Below are 25,656 nucleotides of genomic sequence, written 5' to 3'. Positions count from 1 at the left end.
ATTCTAAACAATGAAGACACTCAGAATTGTATTTTTACTCTTTTTCCTATCCTACCCTCTCATGGCAGGCACATGGATCGAAGATTCATTGGGCTTTGCTTTTGAATTTCCACGAGGATGGAACAAAGCCGTTTTGCGGAATTCTGAGACGGCACGCATCCAATTCTATAAATCGAACCGGGAGGCAGTTCTCCAGTTGGATGTGGTTCGACGTACCAAAGAATATGATTTGGATCGGTTTATTGAGGAGTCAATAGACCTTTTTCTTAAGCGTTATACTGACCTAAAAGTTGTCCGAGAAAAAATGCTGGAAGATCAGTTTCCAAGTTTTGATGAATCGGTTTTTTTGGTCTTACATTACCATGAAAACAAAACTTTGGTAACCAATCGATTTCTCTTCCATAAGAAAGGAAACATGTACTATGTTTTGCAAACTAAAACCCCTCGCAATCGATACAACCAATACGCAAAAGATTTTGATCTAATCATGAAAAGTTTTCGTATGGAGCCTAGAATTAGAACCAGGTGGCGAAATGATAGTTTGGCCTATCTAGACCCCGTAAGAGACGAAAAGGCAATCCAGTACATTTCAATAACGATTCGTCCTATTGAATCCTATCCAAACCAAGAAGGTGCCCCTCAACAAAGTAGTGACCAGTGGTTGAACTCTGTGGAAGGTTTCCGCAATCCATTTTCTGCTGATGGTGATTATCCCAAAACAGAGCCAAATAACAATGGATTGATTTCTCCCCCAAGCACCTCACCCAACACAAGTGAACCAGGTAAAAATCCAAATACTGAACAGAGCGGGCCGGTATTGCCACCCGAAACGGATCCTCTTTGAGCTATGTCCTTCTCAGATTATTCTCGGTTTCTCTTTAATTTAGCTACTCTAAGCAAAGAGGAATCGAAAGAATTTGAGAGATCTCTTTCCGAACGAAATGTACGATTTCTATATATTTTAGCGCCCATTATCGTCTTTCTCAATAGTATACACATAGTTCTTTTTTACTATGGACTAGAGGGAAGTTCTCCTATCGAATACAAATGGCGTTTAGGTATCATAGTATGCCATTCTTTGTCACTGTTATTCTTTTCCTCTCTCTTTCTAACTTTATTTTTGCTAAAAGATAAAGTTGATAATCGCACCAACATTGATCTGTTCATTTCAATTCTTTCTTTTATGATGGGGATTTCTTTTGGAATAGGACTTTCCTCCTTAGACCAGCTCATTACGCCCGCTATTTCACCTTTTCTTTTTATTTGTGTAACTAGCCCAATAATCATTGTTCTTCGGCCAATTTATTCCATTTTAATTTTTTTGGTTTCGTATACGATTATGCATTTTCTTATGACGTCCTTTCAGACAAATGAGGCAATCTTACTTTCAAATAGGGTAAATGCACTCTCTTTCGTAGGAATCGGAGCTTTTTCCTCTTTTTTGATGTGGAATACCAATTTAAAAAGATTTCAACAAGAGAAGTTAATCAAAAAGCAAAAGATAGATCTAGAAAAAAGTTATAGTTCTTTACTGGAAACATCAGAAACCATCAAACTTGCTAACTCAACGAAGGATAAATTCTTTTCTATAATTGCACATGATCTGCGATCTCCATTTAATTCAATCCTGGGTTTTGCAGACTTGATAAAGACAGATTTATCAGAAGGCAGATCTGAAAATTTGAGCCAATACATTGAGTTTATAGAATTGAGTGCAAAAAAAACAATTCAGTTATTGGAAAATCTACTTCTTTGGGCAAGTTCGCAAACAGGCAAACTTCAATTTTCACCTAGCACTTTTGACATTGCGAAAGTTATACAAAATGTTGTTCAACTTGTATACGGTTCCGCAGAGAAAAAAGATATCTCGATCCAAATCGTCAACTTACATACATTGTACGTCCATTTAGACGAAGCGATGATTCAAACCATTCTACGGAACTTAGTTTCAAATTCGATCAAATACACCAAAGTAAAAGGCCAAGTCAAAATCGAGATGCAATCCGATGGGCAGGATTTAGTTCTCAAAATTAGTGACAATGGGATTGGAATACGACCTTCTATTCGCGAATCTCTCTTTCGCATTGATCGATCTATTTCCACAGAAGGCACAAATGGAGAGTCTGGCACTGGCCTGGGTTTGATCCTTGTGAAAGAATTTTTGCACCTCCATAAGGCAAAGTGGGAGATACAGAGTGAAGTAGATAAAGGGACGCAGTTCTTACTTAACTTCCCACAATGTGTTCGAGACCAGGTTACGGAAAAGGACTAGGCCTTGTTTAGAAAAGGCAAAGCTTTTTTGTTTAATGTGGTGACTAGGTGATGATCATCTGCTAAAATTGTTCCATCGCCTATGTCTGGATTCAAAAAACCCATGCCACTCCAACTGAAGCGAGTTGAGACTGCATCGCAATCATCAACTTGGCAGGCAAAATTTGAGAGCATGGAAGCCTTTCGGATGAAGCTCTTTCTGCCAGAAAACCAAGTCAGTTTGGAATTTGGTTCCGATATCACGGTCCACTTTCGTGATAACAAGCATTCCTACCAATTTGATTCGACTGTTTTATCGGAGCGCGAGGGTGAATTTATTTATATACGAAAACCAAAAGTAATCTACAAAAGAAGGCTGTAGTTCCCTCTTTTTCCTCCTCCTCAGAATTAAAACTTGTCAATTTAGAATTATTCTACCAGACTAAATCCAATCATCGATTTATTTTTGGGAGTATCGAATGGAAAACTTAGATGTTAACGCCTTGGGCTTGTTTGCCGTGCGTTGGGTTCATTATGTAGCAGGGGTTTGTTGGATTGGACTTCTCTACTTTCTCAATTTAGTCAACGTTCCCGTACAAGGCAAATTGGATGCAGGTGTCAAAAAAGTTTTAGTACCTGAACTTATGCCTAGAGTACTTTTCTGGTTCAGATGGGGTGCAATGGTAACTTTCCTTTCTGGTTTAACGTATTATGCTCTACTCTTTGAGAAGGGTGGATTGCGTGTTTCCGCGCCAAACTGGACTTCTTGGATTTTATTGGGGATGCTGCTAGGAAGTATCATGTGGTTCAATGTGTGGTTTGTCATTTGGCCAAGCCAAAGAAAAATTATAAACGGAGTTAAGTCTGGAAATGCAGCAGACCCTTCGATTCCAAAAAGAGCTCTTCTCTTTTCAAGGATCAATACCTTCTTGTCAGTTCCCATGTTATTCTTTATGGGATTCGGAAGACATGCAGGAAGCAGCGTTCCATTCTTGTCAGTTGATGGCTTGGTAGTTCTCTTGCTCGCTGGTGGAATTGGATCTTTAGTGGTTTGGTTCTCAATCAAACAATCAGGAACAATCAGTACGGAAGTATAGATTGTGATTTAGGCTACCAATTTTCATTGGTAGCCATCTTTCAAATGTTTATGGCTTCGCCGAGCACTGCAGCCGAAGCTTCCATCACCCCTTCGGAAAGGGTGGGATGAGAGTGGATAATAGAAGCGAGCTCTCGAACCGTTAGTTCCATACTTGCACCTACCGTAAGTTCAGCGATCATTTCTGTTGCAGCCCCCCCAATGATATGGGCTCCTAAAATCTCACCATGCTGTTTATCTGACACAATCTTTACCATACCTGTTGTATCTCCTTGCGCTTGCGCACGTCCGCTAGCAGTAAAAGGAAACTTTCCTACAGAAACCTCATAACCCATGCTAATCGCTTTTTTTTCCGTAAGACCCACGCTGGCAACTTCAGGATGGCAATACGTACAACCAGGAATGTAGGCATAATTCAAAGGATGTATATTTAGGTGGTGAGGATTTCCATTCCTAATCGAGATGTGTTCTGCTGCGCGGATCCCTTCCGCACTGGCCACATGCGCAAGACTGGGTGTTGGTATACAATCCCCGATGGAATAGATATGTTCGACACTCGTTTTGTAATGCGCATCTACTTCAATGAAACCATTTTTCATTTTGATTCCAATCTGCTCTAAACCTAGATTATCCGTATTGGGAGTGATTCCGATGCCAACAATCACCTTCTCAAACGTTAGTTTATCTTTTTTTGCTGTCTTACGGTCAAGTAAGGTCAATTCCACGGAGTCCGCTCCCATACTAGCAGACTCAAGACCAAAGCCCAGATGAGCTTCTATCCCTCTTTTTTTAAAAGATCGTTCCAATATAGCTGAAATCTCCTCATCCTCATTCGGCAATAGATGTTCTTGGAATTCAACCATGCTTACCTTGGATCCCATGGAAGCATAGAAGTCAGCGAATTCGACTCCAATGGCACCCGCGCCGATAATGGCCAGAGATTTGGGAATGCTAGGAAGTACCATTGCATCTCTAGCAGCTAATATTTGTTTGCCGTCGAAGGGCAAAAAAGGCAGAGCCTTACTACGTGCTCCAGTTGCAATGATGATATAGTCCGCAGAAACTTTGGATATTTCCCCAGATTCGGTGCGGATTTCAAGTTGGTTGCGATCTACAAATTTTGCAGTTCCAGGAAGGGTTGTAATTTTGTTCTTTTTCATCAAGAACTCAACTCCCTTTGCCATTTGGTCAGCCACAGAACGTGAGCGTTTAATTACAGCATCAAACTCAACTCCAACCTTTTCTGCCTTCAAACCGAATTGGGCAGCTGACCTAAGATGTTCCAGCACGTGGGCACTCTCTAACAGAGCTTTTGTGGGAATACAACCCCAATTCAAACAGACTCCACCCAACCTTTCCTTCTCGACCACTGCGGTTTGGAAACCCAATTGTGCCGCACGAATAGCTGCCACGTAGCCGCCTGGCCCGCCGCCGATCACAAGAACTTGGAACTTTGTATTTTCGGCCATATATACTCCCAGACAATGGGAATATCCGATTTCAGAGGAAAGTCAAGACCTCTTTTTGGCAACAACCAACATCCTAGCTCCTGACCGGATGTATTTGTCTCCCGCGTAACTGCCATAGACATGCAAAATTTCAAATTTTGCATCCTCTAGGAAGGTTTGGATTTGAGGGTAATGGAAAACGCGCATGGTGTGGCGGTCTTTCAAATCCTTATGGTTAAGATTATAAACATAATTTACTTCGACAATCGCTACATCGTCTGCCCTAGTCATCCTAAAGCCACGATTCCGTCGGATGGCGACAGAACCTTGCCTTACATTACTTACCGTTGTTAGCGGCTTTCGTTTGATTTTATAGATTGGGTCAGCATTCCAGATTTCAAAGATAGCTAAACCTGCTTGTTTGAGATTTCTATGGGTATTCCGTAAAAAAGTTATGACAGCATTATCATCTAATAAATAATTAAAAGTGCCAAATAGACAGGTAATTGCATCTACAGGCTGTTTTGCGAAATAATCTTCCATTCTGCCAAATTCAAATTTACAGTGCGGAAATCTTGTTTTTGCAATTTCCAACATGCGATTTGAGCCATCTACTCCCAATGCCTTAAAACCCATAGCCTGGAGTTCTTTGACATGTTCCCCAGTTCCACAGCCTACATCAATGACTGTAGCTATTTTATGTCGTTTAAATGTTTCCCGTAGAAATTCCACTTCCTCGTGAAATTTTCGGCCAGCTTCTTCAATGGAGAAATAATACTCTGCAAGTTCTGTATATAGTTTCATGTGCTGGCTTTTGGGAAAATCGTTTATGGGATCTCACATTTTGCCGTTATGTATAGTAACGGCAAAGAACACATGAAACGATATTTTATTCCTCTCATTTTTTTCAGCATCGGATTAATTCTTCAATTCTGGTTGTACTTTTCTTGGGTGACCTTTGGTTTGTTACTTAGCTCCACATTACTGTTGTCTTTGCTCATTTACAGTGTAAGCGAAATGTCTAAGCCGCCAGAGACATTCCATGAAGAAACGGGAAATCTTCACAGTGTCGAAAGAAATACGAAACCAAACATTTCTCTACCGAATTTCCCCCAAACCCCTATCTTAAACGGTGAGGATCCGATTCTTTTGGCAAAGGAAATTCTTGAGAAAGAAAAACGAAATCGTTTTGCAGATACAGTTCGTAGCTTCCCCATTCGATTTGCTCTTCCAAAAATCAGCAGTGTCATGTATGCGTATTTTGATGGTATCAAATTCAACGAGACATTATGGCAAAAAGGAAATCTATTAGTCGATTCACTTGCTGATGGCATCGAATGGGAAGAAAACGATGAGATCCATGTACGCAAAGGAAACCCCCAGTTGTCAACTGACCGAAAAAGACTTTTCCTACCTATTCTTGCCAACCGAGAGATTTTGGGACTTGTGTACTTAGAGACAAAAGAAATCTTTTCTGATTTAGAAATCAACCAACTCTGGTTATCGACTCTACCGCTTGCAGAACGCCTCCTCGAATCAAAACAATACGAAAAAGCGATTTTAGATCCAAGAACCTATTTGTTTAACAAGTCTCACTTTTATCAGGTGGCAAAGGAAAAGTTTGATTCCAAAGAAATCCAAAACTTGATCCTCATGAAATTTGTCCTAAAGAAACATGACTTGGAATATGCAATTTGTTTGAACCAAAGTTTGAAGGAGAAAGGGTATTCAGATTTGGGCTTATTCTTTCTAGAAGAGCAACTCCTTGCAAGCATCATCCCAAATCGTTCGGTATTGGAGTTTTCAGGTTTCATTCATAGTTTTGTGAGCGATCTCGAATCCTTAGGTTATGAATGTGAGATCGCATTGGGCTTTGCACCAAACAAATCTATCCAAGGGAAATACAACCATTGGATCAAACAAGCATTCATATCTTTAGAGGATAGTTTGCTAAGCAATGCTGCCTAATGGATCCTTTACTCGATGAAAAATTTATTTTAACTTTGTCTCAGGTACTGCCAGAGCAGTTCCATAAAATGCTCCTCATCCAGGCTGATAGGGAAGCCTATGGTCCCTCGAAAAATGAAGGGCTTTGTTTTGAAAATTGCACCTGTGTTGAATTTCATGGGGATCTAAACGGTAAATTGTACCTTGGCCTAGACGGCTATACCAAGTTGAAACTATTACCGAAGATTGCTCGGAATTTCCAAATCGACCCAACCTCAAAAGCTCATTCGTCTTCCATTATGCTTGAGTTTGCAAACCAGCTCTCTGGACATCTGATTACTGAGATGCAATTGGGACGTTACAATATCGAAATCTCTTCTCCTATTGATCTGAACCATAAACTAGTTCCTATTTCCCTTTCTGATTACCGCCAATATATTTTAATCTTCTTTTTAAAAGATAGGCGCGAGGAACAATACGTCGGAAGGCTTCATGTCATTTTGTTGTTGGAAAAATTTTCTAAGATACAATAACTGACCAAGCATGAGGCCATATCTCCTCTCTCTCCCATTGGTATTCACCTATGGGGGATTGATCAAAAACAAAAATATCCTTTCCGAAGCCATCCAACTAAAAGGCAATCGCAGAGCAAGATGCTATTGGCCTAAAGGCAAAGAAAAAACAAAACTGCCAGGTATTTACCTCCAACATGGCCTAAGCATTTTTGGAATTGATGATAGGCGGATCATTGACCTAGCAGAAAATTTATCCCATTGCGGTTTTTCTGTCATATTACCAGAGTTAACCGAAGTAGTGCAATTGCGTATGTCTTTGGAGACAATAGACAATATCGAATCTCTAGGTTTAGAATTGAGTGATCTTAAATCTTGGTATGACGGAAAACGATTTGGTTTCTTCTCTGTCAGTTTCTCAAGTGGGATGGGTCTCATTGCCTGTTCCAGACCTGGTCTTGCCGATCGTGTTCGCTCTTTTATGGCAGTTGGGGGGTATTGTGATTTCTTAGATACCTTTCCCTTTGTCTTTCAAAACTTTTCCAAAGACAACTATGGTGTGATGGTCCTTCTTTACAATCTTTTGGACAGAGTGGACAAAGCCCTGGGCGAAGAGCTCAGAGAAGTATTCTACCTTGCTGCTGTGGACAATGCGAAGTACAGATTGGGGGAGGAAGCAGAAGCTCCCAAACTACTCAAGTCGCGGAGCCCAAAGGCCCAGGATTTTTTCTGGAAGGTGATGGATTCTGAAGAGTTTCGGACCCAGCTCGCCAGAGACCTGCAAAACAGCTACCCCATCGAATTACCAAAATCATTTTCCCCCTACTACCAGATGGGAGGGCTGAAATCGCCTGTCTCTCTCTTGCATGGGGATAGCGACCCAGTGATTTCTCCCGAAGAATCTAAAAAGCTTGCCAATTACTTCAAGGAAAAGGGACATAAACATGTCTTCCGGACCTCGACAGCCCTAACCCACGGGGACAATCTCCCCCTCCACGAGCAGATTTCCGGGGTACCCTCCTTGTTAAAAACCTTTGGGAGCTTCCTATATTGGTTAAAGTCCTAAGAAACGGGATGGATTTTTGTTGGATTTGTGCCGATAATTAGGACTAGAATGAGTAGCGCGACAGGGGTCACAGCTGAATTTAATCCAAGCCGAGGTCTGCACTTCCAAATCTCGGATGACCGACTAACTTGCACCATGACGGCAAAACCTATGTGGCTTGCTGGTGGTGAAGTGAACAACATTCTGATTTTGGAATACATAGAATCCACTACAATCCACAAAGACCGGATAGATATGAAGGCAGTCGAAGAAGCTGCCAAAAAAATCCAAGAGGCCGTAAAGGATCCAGAACAGCAAAAAAACCAATTAGAATTTGTAGTGGCAAGGGGTATTCCCGCAAAACAAGGACAAAATGGTTGGATTAAGTTTCACTTCCAAAGAGCACAGAGAGTTGCACTTCGGGAAGATGGTTCTGCAGATTTTAGAAATATCAATAAATATGTTCATATCAATGAAGGGGATAAACTCGCAGATCTATTTGAAGGAGTTCCCGGCGAACAAGGGATAGATGTAGAAGGCAAACCCATTTATCCAAATCCGATCGATAGACCCAAGCTCACACTTGGAAAAAACGTACTTCCGAAAACAGTGCCTTTGCCTGATAACCCTGGCTTAACCATGAAAGAGTACTATGCGGGTTTAAGCGGAGTTGTTTTTTCGACCGACAATTCTTTGACTGTATCTCCAGAATTAAACATTGAATCTAGTATTGGATTAGAAACTGGTAATATAAATTTTGAAGGTGCGATAAAAGTCAAAGGAACTATCGAAGAAGGTGCAGTCGTTCATTGTACGGGTGCCTTATACATAGATGGAAACGTTGAATCTCCTGATGTAACAGTGGGAGAGGATTTAGAAGTCAAAGGCGGCATAAAAGGTAAAAGCAAAGGTGTCATCCGTGTTAAAGGAGATATCCGGACCAAGTTTATAGAGAATGCGATCATCGAAGTAGATGGAGATTGCATCGTAGAAAATTTCATTCTTGGTTCAAAAATCTTTTGTTTAGGAAATGTTGTATTAACTGGTGATTCTTCATCCTTGATTGGATCAGAAGTCATAGCCTATAGCGGTATCACTTTATCTTCTTTAGGTTCTAGTGCACAGCTAGACACTACTGTTGAAGTTGGATTTCATTATAAGAATGATCGTTTGTTAGTGGAAGGAAGCCAAAGAATCGTTGAATTGGAAAAAGAGCTAGAAGCCGTACTCCCTGAAATACACAAGATCAAAGAAGTAGTACAAAGATTGCGCGGCAATCTAGACGAAAACCGCAAACAGAAATTCAAAGACATCTTTGACAACTATTCCAAAAAATCCAAAACCCTGGAATTGCTCAAAGTAAAAGTCGAAGAATTGCGTGGAGCTAGATACAATGCCGACAATGTAAAGGTTGTTGTTAGGAATACTGCACACCCTGGAGCAACAATCAAATACAAGAAACAGATCGAGAAGATTACAAAAACACAATCGGCTTTTGTGATGAATTTCTTTCCTAACCAAGAAAAGGCGATGTTAACCGCCTTTAAATCTACGAAGTAATTCCTTTTCCATCTAATCCAAGTTTTTGCAATTTTGGCAAGATGATAAAATTGCAATATGGATTGTTTGGGTTATTCTCAAAATAATTTTGGTGATAACTCTCAGCAGGATAAAAGGTTCTTAATTCCGTAATCTCTGTTACGATTGGTTTAGGGTAGAGATAACTGAACTCTTGTTTAGACTTTTCTGCAATCGACTTTTGCTCTTCATTGTGAAAGAGAATAATAGATCGATACTGTGTGCCTACATCGTTTCCTTGCCGGTTTAAGGTCGTTGGATCATGTGCATGCCAAAAAATATCCAATACCTGGTTGAAGCTAATTTGTTTAGGATCGAATGTAATCTGGATGACTTCGGCATGCCCTGTCGTGCCCGTACAAATTTCTTTGTAGGTTGGATTGTCCGTTTTTCCACCTGCATACCCAGAAACGACTGATTGGATACCGGGTATCCGAAGGTATACGGCCTCAAGACACCAGAAACACCCACCGCCAATAGTTGCTACTTCGCTCATCATTCTACCCTTTTAGACGATTTTGAATTTCACCGGGAGGAAAACATCCCATTTCGGTAATGAAGGATTGGATTAAAAAATTTGGTGTTACATCAAAGGAAGGATTCAAGGCACGTGCTTCTAAGGGAGATGTCATACCAGGCTTTAAAAGTGGATGGCCTGATGCATCTTTTAAAAAATCATACTGTGTAACTTCTTCTTCTCTTCTCATTTCTATAGGTATCGAACTACCAGTCTCTAATTTCAAATCGAAGCTATCTTTGGTAGCACAAACAAAAAAGGGAACTGAAAAAGATTTCGCCACAATGGCTAAATTGAGTGTTCCAATCTTATTGGCCGTATCTCCATTTCTAGCAACGCGATCACAGCCAACAAGTACAGCATCTATTTTTCTTTGGTTCATCAACCAACCACTCATTCCATCGGATATGATATAACATTCGATTCCCTCTTCCATCATTTCAAAGGCTGTTAATCGAGAACCTTGTAAAAAGGGACGAGTCTCATCAGCATATACAACTACCTTTTTGCCTAAATCCCGTAAGGAGCGTATCACTCCCAAGGCGGTTCCATGGCCTGCCGTTGCGAGCGCACCAGTATTGCAATGAGTTATCACATGGAATTCATTTTGTTCCAAAGGGAAAAGTTTTGTACCCTCAGCCCCTAAGGTTTGGTTATCTTTTAAATCCTTTTCCATCAATTGAATTGCAAATTGAACAAGTAAATTGTATGCTTGTTGCCAATTAGATACATTTTGTACGGTTTCTCTCGCTTGGTTGAGAGCAAATGTTAGATTAACAGCTGTGGGTCTTGAAGAATGAACCTTTTTGACTAGGCCTTCAAAATCGGAAAACTGGAATGAACCACGTCTATGTTTTGCTTCTAGAGCTAATGCAAAACAACCTGAGATCGCTATGGCAGGCGCACCACGCACAACCATTTCTTTGATCGCCGTAATCACATCCTCTAGTCGACTCAATTCCTGAAATACCTTTTTGCCGGGGAGTTGGCGTTGGTCGAGTAGGACCAGTTTCTCTTCTCGCCAGACGATTGGTTGCAATTTGCCAGTTTCCATACGGCAATTTTTTTAGAGAAAGCTGTAAAAAAAGATAAAAAACAGTTTGACAGATTTAGGTGCACTGCACAAAAAGGAATAGTGCATCGCACAAACAAACAAAACGAGGAATCGAAAATGGAACAAGTAGTAAAAGACGGTTTAAACTTTATCTTAGGCGCTGTATCTGCGATCAAAACAGAAACTGAATCTGCAATTTCGAAATTCAACACTGAGTTTCAATCCCTTGCAGCAAAAGGTGCTCAAGACCAAAGCGAAACTTCTGTAAACTTGAGAAAATACCTCCAAGAAGGTCTCACTCAACTCGAAGCTCTTGCTGGAAAAGTAAATAGCACAGTTGAAGAAACAAAACAAAAAGTAGCGTCCGTAACTTCTAAAGCGTAAGCACTACTCAATCAATCGCTTCGGTGAGAACTTAAAGGCTCGCCGAGGCATTTTGCAATTTATCCCATTCTTCTTTCGTAAGAAAACTCAGAAAAAAACTCTCTAGTTCATCCAATTTTAAAAAGTTAGCATAGTTGATTTCAAATGAAGTCAAGTTTTTGTCGTGTAATACTCGTTTTCTAGACTGAATCATAGTATCTATTTCTACATGGAAAGAAAGATAGCCTTCCGAAATGGAGAATCCTTTTAACTGTATCCAAGAGTCGATCGCAAAGAACAAAGAATGATCTGCTGCCAAGTGTGAATACTCTAGACTGTCCTTTACATTTCTGAGAATGGCAGTTTGAATCAATTCACTGTGAATCGATTCTTTATTTTTGCAATCATAGGCTTGGCATATGGATGCCCCGTAGAAAGAAAAATTTTGGCTTTTCGGATCCCCTGTAAAGATGGGATGGATCATACAACCAATCTTTTTTTGATTCTTATCGATATATCCCAGATAAGGGCAGTTATATGTCATTTCATCATTTTTGCTAAGACTACTTTCTTTTTGTTCCCGAGATTGGCGGAAGGCGGCGATGGTGTGGCGAATAGATAGATCTACTGTTGTCTGAAACTCATTTGTCCTTTCCGTCAACAAAGCTTTGTATCCATCAACAGAAAGTTTGACATTGAATAATCCACAACACGACCCACAAGATACTTGTGGATCTCCAGGATGGCAAAGACTCAAGAGAGGCTTTTCTCCACTAACACAGGAAGGAGACCATTAAACACCAAACCAAGCTCACCAGATTCCTTTTTTTCTTTAAAATAGGTAGCGAACGGAATGATTCTTTTTTTCTCCTCGTGTAAGAGAATGAGATTGCCTCTATATTGTTCTAGTAGGCTTGCCAATTTTTCGGAATGTATGTCTTTGTGTTGGAAATGAAAAGAGGGTTTATTGCCTCGAAAAAAATAATGCGACTGTCCGCTATCCGCCATAAGAAAGATATTGATCTGCTCCAAATCTTTCAGTTCAAAGAGTAGATTGTCTATGAAATATTGGAAAATGATCAAATAGGATTCAAATTCTTCTTTGTGTAGTGGCTTTTCTTCCCAATGTTCTAACCAATGTACGATTTTAAAAATCGTCTCTTTTTGGTGGTTTAATCGTTCGGATATTCCCTCTAAGAATGTGGAAATCTTTAATTTTTGAAATTCCCAAATACAACTGTAAACAAGTTCCCACCATTTCCTAAGGTCCAAGGCATCGTCTAAATTGTCAGGAATCGTCTTGTTCATTGAGTGGTATTTGACATCACTAAATACAATCATTCCAACGACTTGGCTGAAGGCTTCAAACACCTGAATTGCAGAAATCAAAATTTCTTTTTCATTCACATTGGACTTTTGATTGGAAATATAACGGTAGTAAGCCTGTGCAATGGGCGTAGGGAATTTATCACAAACAACTTTTGGATCAAAGTACTTTTGTGTTGGCAATATCGCACTTTGTTCTGAAATCAGAGCAAAATCTGGACTTCCAAAAAGTACGTAATTTGCCCATGTCAAATCATTGGATTGGTAATTCAGACGTGCAAATTCTTTGGCTAAGAATAAGGATTCACCCGCTGATTTCTTATTGAACAGATGTGTATAAAATCGCACTGCAAAATCAATGGTCCTTTCGTTGTCTAAGATCTCCCAATTGGTTCCTATATAGGACTTTATCCCTGCGGTTAAAAAGGCACCTGCATGTTGGTTTAAAATATCTGTATTGATTTTTTTACCTGAGGATTTTGCGGACATACAAGCATTTGAAAAAACTAAATCCGTACTGATGCCAGAGGATTTGATCTCTCTTGCCTTTAGCACCTTTTCATCCGAGAGCAACCAACCATTCTCTTGCGGGTCTTCCGAAAAAAACAAATGACCAGAATAATGAATGATATGTTTGTCCTTGATAAGAGATAGTAACTTAAGTTTGGTGACTTGCCTTCCTCCGATGAACTCCAACTCCAAAGTTTGGGAAGAAACTTTTTGGCTCAAGATAGAAAACAACATCTCTCCCTCTTTCTGTGCTCCAGGGAGGTCCTCTGTAGGGTCAGCGATGATGAGCATTTTAATCTTTTGGTTGGGCCGATGCGGAGATTTGTGGACTCCTCCTCGGATGGTTTTGCCCATTCGGAATCGGTCTGATAAAAAACTATGCCCATCGTGTAAAAGTTCCCAAGGAACGAGTGCTAAACTAGGATCGATATTGAAATGAATGCTCTTTCTTTGGGTATTCTTTAATCTTTGTATGATGGATTCAGGAAAGAACTGTCGGAAAAATGTTTCGCCAATGATCCGCAAATCTTGGAGTATGTCAGCATTGACGACTTGGTTGGGGTGGCTAAGCACCGCCTGGGAGACCTTCACCAGTCTTTCAACTTCTTGGATGTATTCCAAGATCAGGTCATCATCAATCGTGGATTGGATATGGGACTCTTCCCCTGGGATGTTGCCATCCAGCAGATTGAAGATATTGACGTTTCCAACTCGGTCGATGATGAGAGATAACACTCTCTGGAGATTAACCGACTAAAATGCTTAAGTCAAATGATTTTGAGGAACGATCCCCCTGGAATTCGATCTTATAGTTTCCAGCTTTGAGACCATTGAAACTTGCAGTGCCATCCGAATTGATTTTGCTGGAAAGTATAAACCGACCATCCTTTCGTAAATTGACCTGGTGGAAAAAACCAGGGAGAGGGGTCTCGGCCTTTACGCTCAAATATATGTCATCAGAGTCTTCTCGGACCAATTGGTAATAGAAAGTTTGGTTTTCCGAAACCTTTTCTTCGAAGATAACTGAATTGGGGTCTGCTAAGAGGGAATCTTGGCCGGCTCTCACGGAAGGCATTGGGCTAAACGTTTCCTGAACGCGGATCGTTTCTAAAAGAGAGCCTACTAAGCGGATGCCTTGGTCAGTGAGCCGTACAAGGATGCTGTCCTTTCGTTCCGGAAGACCAAGATTGGCGTTGCTGTATTCTTTTAGGAAGTCGGGAAGTTCTAGGCTAGTTTTCATAGCCGTTTCTGCCTTGGCAAGGTCCAAGGACTCACAAAAGGATGGGTCCACATTCGCAAGGCGAAGCCCTGCCCCAGACACCAAACTCGTAAGTGCCTCTTCCATTTCTACCCATCGTTGGAAACAGGTCTCGCATCCCAAGAGTACATCACTCGGAATCTCTTTGTTTTCCCAAAAAGAAGTCTGGATAGACTCCCAGGAACAATTATCACCGCAGGAAAGTTTATCACTCATTGGTCCCTACCCCGATCCTTCTTCCTTGAGACGAAAAAATCATGTTACTTCCCCTAATTGATTCATTTTTTTTTGTATTTTTTCCATCACTCTGAGCAAGGTAACGCTGACTCCACCTTCGGAAATCCCTAAGATTCTAGAAATCTCTCGGTAGGGAGTCCGAACTAAAAAATGTCCTTTGTGTTTTTTATCGATGAGCTTCTTTCTCTGTTCATATTTTTTATGAAGAGAATGTTCAATCCTCTCTTTCCACTTTTCTTCATTTTTTGCGTTTTGACCGAGTTTGTTCTTTTTCTGCTCTTTTAAATCTAGAATATTCAAATATAGTGAAGTGATCTTGTCTTCTTGTTTGATATTTTCTTCTTCACGGTCTGCTAAATAGGATCTCAGAGCCAAAATCTGTTGTTTCACTTCTGAGGTGGAAATTGCATTTTTTTGGGCAATGAAGTCCAATTCTTCCGTATCTAAATGTAAGTAATAGATGAAAGAAAGTTTAAAAACGATTCGATTTTCTAATTTTACTTCATTTAAGGCAAGTTGAAATGCGTGGGAGACTTCTTCTGCCTGGTTTAACTTTTCTTGCCTAAGGTCTGGCTCATCTTCTATAGTGCTGTATTCGATGCCGTCTTTATTGACTTTGTTGATCGATTGCATCTTTAGCTCTCGTTTGGTTCTCTGCCAATCGATGAGCAAGTTTCTGAGTACGGAATAAAACCAAGTCTTAAAGCTAGACTTTCCAACAAAGCTAGTGAATCTTTTTCCCGTCTTTAAACGCTCAAATGCATAGATAAAAAAGTCGGAGGCATCATCCTCAGACAAATGAAAAACACGAATCGGAAAGTTGTATATATCCTTGGAATAGATATCAAAAAAAATACGGAGAGATTCAGCATCCCCCTGGCCACATAAGCGCACTATTTCTAGAATTTCTTCATTGGAGCGAGTGACCTGAGACATTAAATTCTTTCCTGAAATCGCATACAAATTATCATTTTCATAAATATGGGAAATAGTGTGATTTACCGTTCATTAATGGCAAGTTTTCTTTTTTTTCTAGGATTGATTTCCATCTATTTTACTGCACCTATGTTGCATGCGGAAGATTCCAAGTTAAAGTTTGAATGGCCAATTAAAGATCTTGAACTAGCCCCTCTTATAACGAGTACATTCGGTGAATCAAGAAAAGACCATTTTCATAACGGTTTGGATATTTCGTCCGTATTTCAACCTGTGCACAGTATGGCCGACGGATCCGTGTTATACTCTAGATACAGAGAAGACGACCCCTTTGAAGATGAGAGAGGCTCTGGAAATATTGTCTGGTTAGCACATGATTCTGGTTATATTAGCGGCTATTATCATTTAGCTGGCAGTCGGCATGAAAATATTCGGACCAAATCGAAAGTTGCGGCAGGAGAAGTGATTGGAATTTCTGGAAATACGGGACATTCGAGTGGTGGTCACCTACATTTCGTTTTGGGCAAAGATTACGGAAAGACTCTACTTGATCCTTTGTCTCATCTCCCCAAAATTGAGGACACCATGCCACCTCAGATTGCGAATCTATTCATTCATGTCGGAGAAAAATTCACCAATCTGAACGACGGAGACAATATAAATGTTTCGAAAGCTTTTCCTCTCACTATGAGTATATTTGATGGCGGTGTAAAAAACAGCCAAAGACGTGGAATACGCGATATCGAATTTCAGTTTAACGGCGAAAACATCAAAAAGACAAACTTTATGTCCATACATTACGAAAAAGGAAAATGGCTTACTGAAAATGGGTTAAGTTTTGAAGATTTATACTACAAAGACAGATACTTAGTAGGTATTTTGAATTTAAAAGCAGGTGAAAACACCATCAAAGTAAAATCAAAAGACTTCAGTGGCCAGGAATCTGAAAGATCCTTTAGCATAAATATAACTAGAATTAGCGGAGAGAATTAAGGTCTTACATTACCCAAATACTCTAACTTCTTCGCCTATCGTATAACGGACAGAACCTTTTCCTAGCATATCTGTGAGCATTTTGAGTAAGTCTGCGGTAATCTCAATGGAGTAGTAGTTGTGAGCTCTGACAACTTTTTTCTCCTCTCCCTGGCCGACTAAATGGAAAAATACTGCGGAGGTACCTTTGTGTCCCGAGAGGATGTCTTGAATCTTTAATATCAACTCGCGATCCTCTTGTTTAGACATATTGATTGTTAGGTGCAAAGACTTCTCCATTTTCTTTTCTATGGTTACTTTGTTTAACTCCTCAACTTGATTGACCAAAATTTGTCCTTTGAGTTCGGACTCCTCTACATCGACTCTTTCCAAAATCCCCCGAATAAATAGAGTTTTATCTTCAGTAAATAGATGTTTAAATTCAGAATAAGTTTTAGGAAAGGCAACACATTCTATTTCGCCTGTTTGGTCTTCTACAATGAAATTGATAAACTCTTCTTTCTTTTTGGTTAGTTTCAGCGTCTTTTTTGAGATTACACCGGCAACTTCTACTTTGGTTTTAGGTTTTACATCCTCAAGATCTTCTATCTTTGTAGGCTTCAGCGATTTTAGTTGCTCAGTGTATTTATCCAATGGATGACCAGTTAGATACAATCCAGTAGTCTCTTTTTCTTTTTTTAAAAAATGGTCAATCTCCCATTCAATAGAATCCTTTGGTAGGTTGAGACCAAAGTTATCCTCTCCACCACCACCGCCAAAAAGTGAAAACTGACCTTCCTTTTCTTCTGATTGTTTTTTTTGCGCAAAAGAAAGTATAGAGTCTGTCGATTCAAATATACATTTTCTTGAATAGCCAAAGGAATCAAAGGCTCCACCTTGTGCCAATGCCTCCAAAACTTTTTTGTTGGCTAACCTGGTATCGAGATGTTTTGCAAAATCATTTATATTTTTGTATCCACCTAATTTGTGTCTGTTGGCCAAAATATTCTCAGCTGCAAGTTCACCAACTCCCTTTAAGGACGAGAGTCCAAAGCGTATTGTCTTTTCATCTGTGATTTCAAATGAAAGTCCTGATTCAGCAATATCTGGCCCTAAAATACGAATTCCCATTTCTTTTGCATTGTTGATGTATTTTACCACGTCTGTGATTTTTGAATGCTCGCCAGATAAAAGCGCTGTTATATATTCTATTGTAAAATTTGCTTTTAGATAAGCAGTTTGATAGGTAACAAATGCATAGGCAACGGAATGTGATTTATTGAATCCGTACTCTCCAAATTTTTCCATGGTCTCGAAGAGTTCGACTGCTAATTTTTCGTTTATCTTTTTTTCGAGTGCACCTTTGACAAATTTTTCTTTAAGAGCGGGCAATTTAGATTTATCCTTTTTTGCCATCGCCTTACGCAGAACATCTGAATCCCCAACCGAGAACCCACCTATGATCCTGGAAATACCCATTACCTGCTCTTGGTATACGATCACTCCATAGGTTTCTGCAAGGATTTCGGCAAGGCTTTCATGTGGAAACTGGACTTTCTTTTTGCCATTTTTACGATCCAAATAATCATCTAACATCCCTGATCCCATGGGACCAGGTCGATATAAGGCCAATAAGGCGGCGATCTCTTCAAATTTCTGAACTTGTGCTTTTGCAAATAAATCTCGAATCCCTGTTGACGAATCCAATTGGAATATTCCCAAAACATTCGCTTTGCGGAGAAGGGAAAAGGTCTTTGCATCTTCTAAAGAGATTTGATCAAGATCAAGTTTCAAGCCATGTCTTTTTTCAATCAATTGTAAAGCATGTTGGATGGTAGTTAGGTTTTTTAATCCTAAAATATCCATCTTAATCAGTCCAACCTGCTCAGACATATTTTTGTCGTATTGAGTAACTATCGAACGACCATCTTTACCTGCTTCACTTACAGTGGATAATGGAACGATATCTTCCAAGGCGGAAGGAGCGATTACAACACCAGCAGCATGCCTTCCCACCTGACGATAGTTACCTTCTAATTTTTGAGCGATACTGAATACTTTTTTGTTAAGGTCCGTCTTTTCTGCGAAATCCTTTAAATCTTTGGAAGTCTCAAGCGCTTCCTGGATTGTAATTCCCAATTTTTTAGGGAAAAGTTTGCTCATCTCATTGACTTCAGAAAAAGGTACATTAAAAACTCGGGCAACATCTTTGATCGCCGCCTTTGCAGCAAGCGAACCAAAGGTGATGATTTGACCGACTCGATTTTCACCATACTTATGTTTGATGTAGTTGATTACCTCTTCTCGTCTCTCTACACAAAAATCCGTATCAATATCTGGCATATCCTTTCGGTCTGGATTTAAAAAACGCTCAAAGAGCAAATTGTAACGTATCGGATCCACATTGGTAATACCTAATGCATAAGCTATAATACTACCGGCCGCGGAGCCTCGTCCTGGGCCGACAGGAATTCCAGAATGCCTAGCAAAATTGATATAGTCTTGAACAATGAGAAAGTAACCCGCAAAGTGCATATTTCGAATTGTCTGCAATTCAAATTCAGCACGTTCTTTTACAATTGAATCGATAACGGGATACTTTTTCTGGATTCCATCCCAAACTAATTTTTCTAAGTAACTATCTGTATCGTATCCTTCAGGAACATCGAACGGTGGCAATAAGGGATTACCAAATTGAAAATTGAGAGAACATTTATCTCTAATGTTAAGTGTGTTATAAAAGGCATCTGTGTGGTCGGGAAAGAGCCCAAACATTTCTTTGGGACTTTTAACATAAAAATGTTGGTTAAAGCCAAACCGCATCTCATCGTCAATATTCTTACGCATCCCAATACGCAGTAGAATGTCCTGAGCTTCTTTATCATCTTTTGAAAGAAAGTGAGAATCGTTTGTGAGAACCAGTGGGATGCCCGTCTTTTGGGAAAACCGAATCACTGTTTCTGCAACGATCCTTTGCTCAGGAATACCATGGTCCTGGATTTCCATGTAAAAATCTTCCTTTCGAAAGATTTCATGAAGTTTGCCCGCAAGAGCATATGCCTTCTCTTCTTTTCCCTCTAAAATTTTACGGTTTACCTCTCCAGCCAAACAGGCCGTCAGACAAACCAAACCTTCGCTATGTTTTTCCAGTAGATCATAATCTATCCTAGGTTTTCTATAAAATCCTTCTGTGAACGATCTACTTGCTAATTTTATAATATTCTTATAGCCGGTTTCATTTTTACATAGAAGGATAATGTGGTAGGCACCACCATCCGCAATTTCTTCTAATTCTGTTTCTTCAGAACGAGAACCCGTTACATAAAATTCACAGCCTATGATGGGTTTTACTTCTTGTTTAATCGCCTCTTTATAGAACTCTATGGCCCCATACATGTTTCCATGGTCTGTAATGGCTACAGAACTCATGCCTAGATCCTTCACCTTTTTCATCAATTCTGGTATCCGAATTGCCCCATCCAGCATGGAGTATGTAGTGTGCAAATGAAGGTGGGTAAAGTCGTCCATGTCTCAGGTGACATAGTGATCGACGGGGCATTCTCCGTAAAGTCTGCTTGGATTTTCTTTTTGGGAATTTTTCAAGGGAATGACCATGCGGAAATGTGAGGGAAATAGCCAAAATCAAAAACCGTTGTTAACGAGAGGAAAAATTTGGAAATTATCTTAGTACGACATCCTGAGACAGTGGCGCCAAAAGGCATGTGTTACGGCCATTTGGATTTAGATATCAAAGATCCCGTTGAAAAAGCCAAGGAAACAGTTTTAGAACAATTGGTCTCTGCGCCAGATTTGATCGTATCTAGCCCCCTCCTACGCGCAAAAAAATTGGCAAACTCACTTGCTGAACATTTTTCCCTACCTGTTTTTCAAGAAGATCGCCGACTGATGGAAATGAATTTTGGAGAATGGGAGGGAAAGCTCTGGGATGAACTTCCCAAAGAAGAGACCGAAAAATGGATGAATGACTTTGTAAATCTAAATGCCCCCAATGGAGAATCATTTGTAGAGTTGCAAAGTAGAGTTTTACATTTTGCCGAGGAATGGTGGTTAGCTGAACAGAACAAATTGCAAGAGCTAGGCGCAAAACGACTGCTTATCGTTTCTCATTCTGCACCGATTCGGGTTTTGATTTGCCATAAAAGGCAAATCCCTTTGAATAAAGCCTTTCGGATGAAACTAGACTTTGCATCCGTTACGTATCTCTGAACTATTGCTTTTTTGAACCTAAGGGACCTATCTTTGCAAGAATCATCTCATTGACTATCTTTGGATCGGCTTTACCTTTTGTTTCTTTCATTACAGCTCCAACAATGGCCCCAAGTGCCCTATCCTTTCCATTTGCCCAAGCTTCTATAGACTCTTGTTGGGTTTCTAGAACTCTGTTTACGATTTCTTCTATGGCTTTGTCGTCACGAACAACTTTCAAACCCTTTGTTTCTACAATGGACTCAGGATCATCTTTGGATTGGAGCATCTCTTCAAACACCGTTTTTGCAATTTTTCCGGAAATTTCGCCGCGGTTGATAAGATCAACTAACTTGCCAATACGCTCTGGACCAACGGAAAATTCACTGATGCTGATACTCTCTTTGTTCACGATTCCAAGAACTTCGTCCTTTACCCAATTGGATGTTTTTTTAGCATCTTTAGAGATGGAAAGTGCCTTCTCAAAATATTCAGCTATTTCCCGTTCGCTGGTAAGAACTTCGGCATCATATTCTGGCAATCCCAGCTCTTTTATATACCTTTCCTTTTTTGCGCGAGGTAGCTCAGGGAGGTGCCTTCGAATGTCATCAATGTATTGATCTGTAATGACAAGTGCTGGTAGGTCAGGTTCTGGGAAATAACGATAGTCGTGGCTCATTTCCTTTGAGCGCATGGGAATGGTTTTAAGGAGTGCTGCATCCCAAAGTTTTGTCATCTGTTTGAACGTCTCACCACGTGCATACATGTCTTTTTGCCATTCAACTTCGTAGTCTATGGCTTGTTTGACTGCTTTAAAAGAATTTAAGTTTTTAATCTCCACACGAGTTCGAAACCCTTTTTCACCCTTGGGTCGAATCGAAACATTTGCATCACAACGCAATGAGCCCTCTTCCATGTTACAATCAGATACCTGTACATAACGTAATAGTGTTTTGAGCTCGTTTAAATAAGCATATGCTTCATCCGAAGAACGAATCTCTGGTTCAGAGACAATCTCAATAAGAGGTGTACCAGCGCGGTTGTAATCGACATAGGATCGATTTATTGAGGAGTCATGTGAATGTATGAGTTTTCCCGCATCCTCTTCCATATGGATTCTGGTTAAGGGAATGAATTTTTCAGTCTCTTGCCCTTTCCACTTAACATGTATTCCACCTTTAGTTGCATATGGCTTATCATATTGTGAAATTTGATACCCTTTTGGCAAATCAGGATAAAAGTAGTTCTTTCTATCAAACTTGGTAAACTGAGTGATCTCACAACCGAGTGCTAGGCCTGCTCGCACAGCCTTTTCTAAGACTACTTCATTTAAGACGGGTAAAGTGCCAGGCAATGCAAGGCAGAGAGTGGAAATATGTGTATTTGGCGATCCACCGAATTCATTCGTTGCTGTAGAGAAAATCTTTGATTCGGTGTTTAATTGGACGTGGACTTCGAGTCCGATGATTACTTCATATTCCATAGTATAGGAACATGATTTTAAGGAAATTTTCCCTTGGCAATTGAAAAACCCTAGTGTAGCTCCTGGGGGTCTGATTGCACCACTGCTTTGTAGAGGTTTTTCTGCTCACCTGTGATCTGGATTTCTCCATTCTGGTGCATTTTTTTTGTAAACTCAGAAAGGTCTCTCACCCTTGTTTGGAGTGAAATGCCAATCTTTTTATCTTCAAACGCGATGTGGGATAGTAGCCAGTTTCGTAAATCTTGCACAAGGTGTGCGGCCGCTTGTTTTCCGCCCATCTTATTTTCTTCATTGCGTAGCTGGACAAAGTCTATAAAACGTTTGTGTTGGTTCATATGATTGGCGAAATCATTGTATCGAAATTGACGCATGATTTTATCCTCAACCATAAAGTGGTCCTTTGTATAGGCTATCGCTTGGTTGAGAAATTTTTGCACTTGTTCTTTCTCAATGTCTCCTGCAGAGATCGCTCTATCCAATTCAACAATCATTTTGAGAAGCCAAATGTGTTGTAGGTCTATGATCGGGATATGAGTAACTAAGTCATAAGTTCTCCATATCTTTCTGATATCGAAAACTATATCGGTCGACTCATTTGTCTCTACTGTTTCTTTATCCAATTGATTGCAAACGTTTTGATAGATCAGCAATTGCTCTTTGGAAATACGATATTTCTTTTCCCGAAGAATCTCGTTGCTGTAGGCATTGATTCGGATATTGTTCTTTTTGAAAAATTCTGCATAATCAGAATCATCATGCAGAATATGTTGTAATAACCATTTTTTAAGAATTTGCAAGAGACCGAGGGCCGCCACTTCATCCTCTTCAGTTGCTGCAAATTTTTCAGCTAACTTTGCCACAAATTGTCTATGACCTTCCACATGTTCCGAAAACCCTGGATAATTGAAATGTTCCATTAAGTCTTCTTCAAGTGCAAAGTGTTCGGAAACATATTGAAGCGCGTTTGTAAATGCCTGCCTGACATCTTCCCGAAACGAATCCAAACTTACATCAGCCAAAGCTTCTTCTAATATTAAGATTGTGTGAACCAACCATACGTGTTGTAAGTCAATGATAGGAATTCCGAGTTGAAATGGTTTGCTCAACCAAAGTTTTTTTAAATCTTCCAGGTGAAGGGATGGGTCACGAACCATTTTATATCCAACTTAAGCCAAAAGCAGATCAAGTCATTTGATTTTTAGGAAAACATAGATTAGACGGCATATTTTTCTTATCCCAAAAAATACGACAAATTCGACCTGACTTCAGCATCAAAAGAATCTCACCTAGAATTGCTCTAAGCTTGGGTCCTCGCTATTTTACTAATGGAATCATATAGCTTTTCATTTAAGGATGGATCTACGATATAAATGATCCTTTGGGTGCTTGAGGTTTGCCCAGCAAGGTCTATAATGGCTCTGCGACGGTCCATTCTGATGTCATTGCTATCAAAATCTGAGATGTTGTAACGGTTACCACGTTTGAAAATGGGTTTGATTGTACAAATTCTTTGGATCTTTGGCCGAGTCTGGAATCGATCAACCTCTAAGACTTGGCATACATCAAAGTGAGCTTGTTTTTCGGAATCAATGGAGGCAGTGATCACGTAATCACCAGGACTTATGATGTTTTCATTATTTGTTAAGCTGGATCCCACATAATCTAAGAGGTGGCGAATATTCTTGTTGCTATATGAAAAAAATGAATCGTTTACAATCATCTTAAGTGCAGTCAGTGAGCTATAGGCAGGTCTCCAGGATTGAGCTGAGGTTAAGGAGGCATATTCACTTGCTAAAGATATAATGGCAATGTCCTCCTCAAAATTAACTGGCGTTACATTGGTCTCCTGCAATCTAAGTTGGTATTCTATATCATTAATGATAATGGCCTTGCTTAAGTCTTTTAAGAACTTATCCCTAACAATCATTAGTTTGTTGAAGACAACTTTTGGATCTGGGAAGTTATTGTTCAGGCCTGTTCCACGGAAGGGACGATGGTGGTTCAAAACGAGGGTACGAATCTCTGTCGAAATTTCACTAGATGACAAAGTCATCAGATAACTTAAAATAGGATGTTGTTGGATCGCTTGATAATCTTCTTTGGAAAGATTTGGCCTATCTGGAATATTTATCTTAGAATTTCCTATATCCGCAAGAAAGCTAGCTGTCATTATATGGAGATGATCTTTTTTGTTGGGTTTATTATCTTCATCAGGTACGATTTTTTTGGTTCGTACCTTCATTCCCATGGCAACGATGGTTCGTTTTGTCATCATCTCAGATTCAACAGAAACCCCAGCAGTGGATAAGATCTCCAAAATGTTAAAAAGCCCATGCTCAAAATCAGGGTTACTGGTGAAATCATCTAAAATGTTATTAACAGACTTATGAACACGTAATGCGTGTTCGTTGGACATGTTTTCTTTTTTTAGTTCTTCGATGAGTTGTTGGGTCTGCTTAGCAAACTCTGTAGTTTTTTCCGGATCAAATAGTTTGACCTCTTTCGGATTGATGGCCGCTTCCGATGAAGGTCTGACTTTTTTTTGATCGTTTGCTAGATAATAGGCACCATTCAATTCGAACTTCAGAAGTTTTCCAAAGTCCTCCTCAGTAGGATTCTTTTTTTTGGAGATAAGTATCTTTCCATTCTTATCATAAAGATCGATCGGGATTTGTTTGGTCTTACGGTAGCTATTGAGGAGCTCTTGGCTAAACTCAAACTTTACCAATTGGTCTGGTTGAATAGGCTCTGACATCGTTCTCTTACAAAACGTTTTTAGTGTTTTCTACTAGGAATTGAGTCCTTATGTAAAACACCATCTACCAGGACGTCAGTTTTTGGCTTAAAAGACAACAGGTTTCTCTTTATGTAAAAAAAAAATAGATAAAATGCAATATTTTTTAGAATCGTTTGGCCAT

The 25,656-nt window shown here is 39.8% G+C and carries 23 protein-coding genes; 11 read left to right on the top strand and 12 right to left on the bottom strand.

Annotated features, from left to right (window positions below; genetic code table 11):
• Window positions 1-10: 10 nt before the first annotated feature.
• From DI060_RS16840 to DI060_RS16825, 4 genes are all read left to right on the top strand, one after another.
• Entirely contained in the window at window positions 11-844 is an 834-nt protein-coding gene (locus DI060_RS16840; protein ID WP_108978076.1) for a hypothetical protein, read from the top strand.
• A gap of 3 nt (window positions 845-847) precedes the next feature.
• Complete coding sequence (locus DI060_RS16835) at window positions 848-2,272, top strand: sensor histidine kinase (RefSeq protein WP_108978075.1); 1,425 nt, start codon at window positions 848-850, stop codon at window positions 2,270-2,272.
• Window positions 2,273-2,353: 81 nt separating this feature from the next.
• On the top strand, window positions 2,354-2,632 hold the full coding sequence (locus tag DI060_RS16830; RefSeq protein WP_135355087.1) for a hypothetical protein: 279 nt from the start codon (window positions 2,354-2,356) through the stop codon (window positions 2,630-2,632).
• A gap of 97 nt (window positions 2,633-2,729) precedes the next feature.
• Window positions 2,730-3,347, top strand: coding sequence for a urate hydroxylase PuuD (locus DI060_RS16825; protein ID WP_108978073.1), 618 nt, complete (start codon window positions 2,730-2,732; stop codon window positions 3,345-3,347).
• 40 nt (window positions 3,348-3,387) lie between these two features.
• Here DI060_RS16825 and lpdA read toward each other — a convergent pair whose 3' ends face one another.
• Together lpdA and DI060_RS16815 are read right to left on the bottom strand one after the other, a co-directional pair.
• Entirely contained in the window at window positions 3,388-4,815 is a 1,428-nt protein-coding gene (lpdA, locus tag DI060_RS16820; protein WP_108978072.1) for a dihydrolipoyl dehydrogenase, read from the bottom strand.
• A gap of 42 nt (window positions 4,816-4,857) precedes the next feature.
• A complete protein-coding gene (locus DI060_RS16815; protein ID WP_108978071.1) occupies window positions 4,858-5,598 on the bottom strand; it encodes a class I SAM-dependent methyltransferase in 741 nt (246 codons plus the stop codon).
• A 72-nt stretch (window positions 5,599-5,670) separates the two neighbouring features.
• On the opposite strand from DI060_RS16815, the gene DI060_RS16810 reads away from it, so the two are divergent.
• From DI060_RS16810 to DI060_RS16795, 4 genes are read left to right on the top strand one after another with little or no spacing between them, the layout of a single operon-like run.
• A complete protein-coding gene (locus DI060_RS16810; protein ID WP_135355086.1) occupies window positions 5,671-6,762 on the top strand; it encodes a hypothetical protein in 1,092 nt (363 codons plus the stop codon).
• A complete protein-coding gene (locus tag DI060_RS16805) occupies window positions 6,762-7,274 on the top strand; it encodes a chemotaxis protein CheX (protein WP_108978069.1) in 513 nt (170 codons plus the stop codon). The genes DI060_RS16810 and DI060_RS16805 overlap by 1 nt, the downstream gene beginning before the upstream one ends.
• 10 nt (window positions 7,275-7,284) lie before the next feature.
• Window positions 7,285-8,319: an alpha/beta hydrolase family protein gene (locus DI060_RS16800; RefSeq protein ID WP_108978068.1), complete on the top strand. Its 1,035-nt coding sequence runs from the start codon at window positions 7,285-7,287 to the stop codon at window positions 8,317-8,319.
• Window positions 8,320-8,367: 48 nt separating this feature from the next.
• Entirely contained in the window at window positions 8,368-9,858 is a 1,491-nt protein-coding gene (locus DI060_RS16795; protein WP_108978067.1) for a DUF342 domain-containing protein, read from the top strand.
• Here the strand turns inward: DI060_RS16795 and msrA are convergent.
• Together msrA and mtnA are read right to left on the bottom strand one after the other, a co-directional pair.
• Window positions 9,848-10,372, bottom strand: coding sequence for a peptide-methionine (S)-S-oxide reductase MsrA (msrA, locus tag DI060_RS16790; protein WP_108978199.1), 525 nt, complete (start codon window positions 10,370-10,372; stop codon window positions 9,848-9,850). The genes DI060_RS16795 and msrA overlap by 11 nt on opposite strands.
• Before the next feature lie 4 nt (window positions 10,373-10,376).
• Window positions 10,377-11,447, bottom strand: a complete 1,071-nt coding sequence (gene mtnA / locus DI060_RS16785) for an S-methyl-5-thioribose-1-phosphate isomerase (RefSeq protein WP_108978066.1) — start codon at window positions 11,445-11,447, stop codon at window positions 10,377-10,379.
• A 117-nt stretch (window positions 11,448-11,564) separates the two neighbouring features.
• On the opposite strand from mtnA, the gene DI060_RS16780 reads away from it, so the two are divergent.
• The gene (locus DI060_RS16780; RefSeq protein WP_108978198.1) at window positions 11,565-11,831 is read left to right on the top strand and encodes a sigma-54 down-regulated protein; all 267 of its coding nucleotides are present in this window, start codon (window positions 11,565-11,567) and stop codon (window positions 11,829-11,831) included.
• Between the two features lie 31 nt (window positions 11,832-11,862).
• Here DI060_RS16780 and DI060_RS16775 read toward each other — a convergent pair whose 3' ends face one another.
• From DI060_RS16775 to DI060_RS16760, 4 genes are read right to left on the bottom strand one after another with little or no spacing between them, the layout of a single operon-like run.
• Window positions 11,863-12,567: a hypothetical protein gene (locus tag DI060_RS16775; protein ID WP_108978065.1), complete on the bottom strand. Its 705-nt coding sequence runs from the start codon at window positions 12,565-12,567 to the stop codon at window positions 11,863-11,865.
• Entirely contained in the window at window positions 12,564-14,381 is a 1,818-nt protein-coding gene (locus tag DI060_RS16770; RefSeq protein WP_108978064.1) for a CHAT domain-containing protein, read from the bottom strand. The genes DI060_RS16775 and DI060_RS16770 overlap by 4 nt, the downstream gene beginning before the upstream one ends.
• A gap of 10 nt (window positions 14,382-14,391) precedes the next feature.
• Window positions 14,392-15,120 (bottom strand): hypothetical protein, encoded by a 729-nt coding sequence (locus DI060_RS16765; protein ID WP_108978063.1) that lies wholly within the window; start codon window positions 15,118-15,120, stop codon window positions 14,392-14,394.
• A 39-nt stretch (window positions 15,121-15,159) separates the two neighbouring features.
• Complete coding sequence (locus DI060_RS16760) at window positions 15,160-16,077, bottom strand: RNA polymerase sigma factor (protein ID WP_108978062.1); 918 nt, start codon at window positions 16,075-16,077, stop codon at window positions 15,160-15,162.
• 75 nt (window positions 16,078-16,152) lie between these two features.
• On the opposite strand from DI060_RS16760, the gene DI060_RS16755 reads away from it, so the two are divergent.
• On the top strand, window positions 16,153-17,070 hold the full coding sequence (locus tag DI060_RS16755; protein ID WP_244594479.1) for a M23 family metallopeptidase: 918 nt from the start codon (window positions 16,153-16,155) through the stop codon (window positions 17,068-17,070).
• 9 nt (window positions 17,071-17,079) lie between these two features.
• Here the strand turns inward: DI060_RS16755 and dnaE are convergent, their stop codons facing one another.
• Window positions 17,080-20,577, bottom strand: a complete 3,498-nt coding sequence (dnaE, locus tag DI060_RS16750) for a DNA polymerase III subunit alpha (RefSeq protein WP_108978060.1) — start codon at window positions 20,575-20,577, stop codon at window positions 17,080-17,082.
• 144 nt (window positions 20,578-20,721) lie between these two features.
• Between dnaE and cobC the strand changes: the two genes are divergently transcribed.
• Window positions 20,722-21,276, top strand: coding sequence for an alpha-ribazole phosphatase family protein (gene cobC, locus DI060_RS16745; RefSeq protein WP_108978059.1), 555 nt, complete (start codon window positions 20,722-20,724; stop codon window positions 21,274-21,276).
• Between the two features lies 1 nt (window position 21,277).
• On the opposite strand, the gene gatB is transcribed toward cobC, so the two are convergent.
• From gatB to DI060_RS16730, 3 genes are all read right to left on the bottom strand, one after another.
• Window positions 21,278-22,738 (bottom strand): Asp-tRNA(Asn)/Glu-tRNA(Gln) amidotransferase subunit GatB, encoded by a 1,461-nt coding sequence (gene gatB, locus DI060_RS16740; protein WP_108978058.1) that lies wholly within the window; start codon window positions 22,736-22,738, stop codon window positions 21,278-21,280.
• Window positions 22,739-22,788: 50 nt separating this feature from the next.
• The gene (locus DI060_RS16735) at window positions 22,789-23,892 is read right to left on the bottom strand and encodes a bacteriohemerythrin (RefSeq protein WP_108978057.1); all 1,104 of its coding nucleotides are present in this window, start codon (window positions 23,890-23,892) and stop codon (window positions 22,789-22,791) included.
• A 143-nt stretch (window positions 23,893-24,035) separates the two neighbouring features.
• Complete coding sequence (locus DI060_RS16730; protein ID WP_108978056.1) at window positions 24,036-25,493, bottom strand: HD-GYP domain-containing protein; 1,458 nt, start codon at window positions 25,491-25,493, stop codon at window positions 24,036-24,038.
• Between the last annotated feature and the right edge of the window lie 163 nt (window positions 25,494-25,656).

Origin of the sequence: Leptospira ryugenii, from assembly GCF_003114855.1 — a bacterium.
Taxonomy (GTDB): Bacteria; Spirochaetota; Leptospiria; order Leptospirales; family Leptospiraceae; genus Leptospira_A; species Leptospira_A ryugenii.
Note: the sequence above shows the minus strand (reverse complement) of the source record. Positions and strands in the feature narration are given on the sequence as shown.

Bases quoted from the DNA above. Each gene is read 5' to 3' on its own strand.
- DI060_RS16840 (WP_108978076.1), top strand. From the start codon at position 11: ATGAAGACACTCAGAATTGTATTTTTACTCTTTTTCCTATCCTACCCT.
- DI060_RS16835 (WP_108978075.1), top strand. From the start codon at position 848: ATGTCCTTCTCAGATTATTCTCGGTTTCTCTTTAATTTAGCTACTCTA.
- DI060_RS16830 (WP_135355087.1), top strand. From the start codon at position 2,354: ATGTCTGGATTCAAAAAACCCATGCCACTCCAACTGAAGCGAGTTGAG.
- DI060_RS16825 (WP_108978073.1), top strand. From the start codon at position 2,730: ATGGAAAACTTAGATGTTAACGCCTTGGGCTTGTTTGCCGTGCGTTGG.
- lpdA (WP_108978072.1), bottom strand. From the start codon at position 4,815: ATGGCCGAAAATACAAAGTTCCAAGTTCTTGTGATCGGCGGCGGGCCA.
- DI060_RS16815 (WP_108978071.1), bottom strand. From the start codon at position 5,598: ATGAAACTATATACAGAACTTGCAGAGTATTATTTCTCCATTGAAGAA.
- DI060_RS16810 (WP_135355086.1), top strand. From the start codon at position 5,671: ATGAAACGATATTTTATTCCTCTCATTTTTTTCAGCATCGGATTAATT.
- DI060_RS16805 (WP_108978069.1), top strand. From the start codon at position 6,762: ATGGATCCTTTACTCGATGAAAAATTTATTTTAACTTTGTCTCAGGTA.
- DI060_RS16800 (WP_108978068.1), top strand. From the start codon at position 7,285: ATGAGGCCATATCTCCTCTCTCTCCCATTGGTATTCACCTATGGGGGA.
- DI060_RS16795 (WP_108978067.1), top strand. From the start codon at position 8,368: ATGAGTAGCGCGACAGGGGTCACAGCTGAATTTAATCCAAGCCGAGGT.
- msrA (WP_108978199.1), bottom strand. From the start codon at position 10,372: ATGAGCGAAGTAGCAACTATTGGCGGTGGGTGTTTCTGGTGTCTTGAG.
- mtnA (WP_108978066.1), bottom strand. From the start codon at position 11,447: ATGGAAACTGGCAAATTGCAACCAATCGTCTGGCGAGAAGAGAAACTG.
- DI060_RS16780 (WP_108978198.1), top strand. From the start codon at position 11,565: ATGGAACAAGTAGTAAAAGACGGTTTAAACTTTATCTTAGGCGCTGTA.
- DI060_RS16765 (WP_108978063.1), bottom strand. From the start codon at position 15,120: ATGAGTGATAAACTTTCCTGCGGTGATAATTGTTCCTGGGAGTCTATC.
- DI060_RS16760 (WP_108978062.1), bottom strand. From the start codon at position 16,077: ATGTCTCAGGTCACTCGCTCCAATGAAGAAATTCTAGAAATAGTGCGC.
- DI060_RS16755 (WP_244594479.1), top strand. From the start codon at position 16,153: ATGGCAAGTTTTCTTTTTTTTCTAGGATTGATTTCCATCTATTTTACT.
- dnaE (WP_108978060.1), bottom strand. From the start codon at position 20,577: ATGGACGACTTTACCCACCTTCATTTGCACACTACATACTCCATGCTG.
- gatB (WP_108978058.1), bottom strand. From the start codon at position 22,738: ATGGAATATGAAGTAATCATCGGACTCGAAGTCCACGTCCAATTAAAC.
- DI060_RS16735 (WP_108978057.1), bottom strand. From the start codon at position 23,892: ATGGTTCGTGACCCATCCCTTCACCTGGAAGATTTAAAAAAACTTTGG.
- DI060_RS16730 (WP_108978056.1), bottom strand. From the start codon at position 25,493: ATGTCAGAGCCTATTCAACCAGACCAATTGGTAAAGTTTGAGTTTAGC.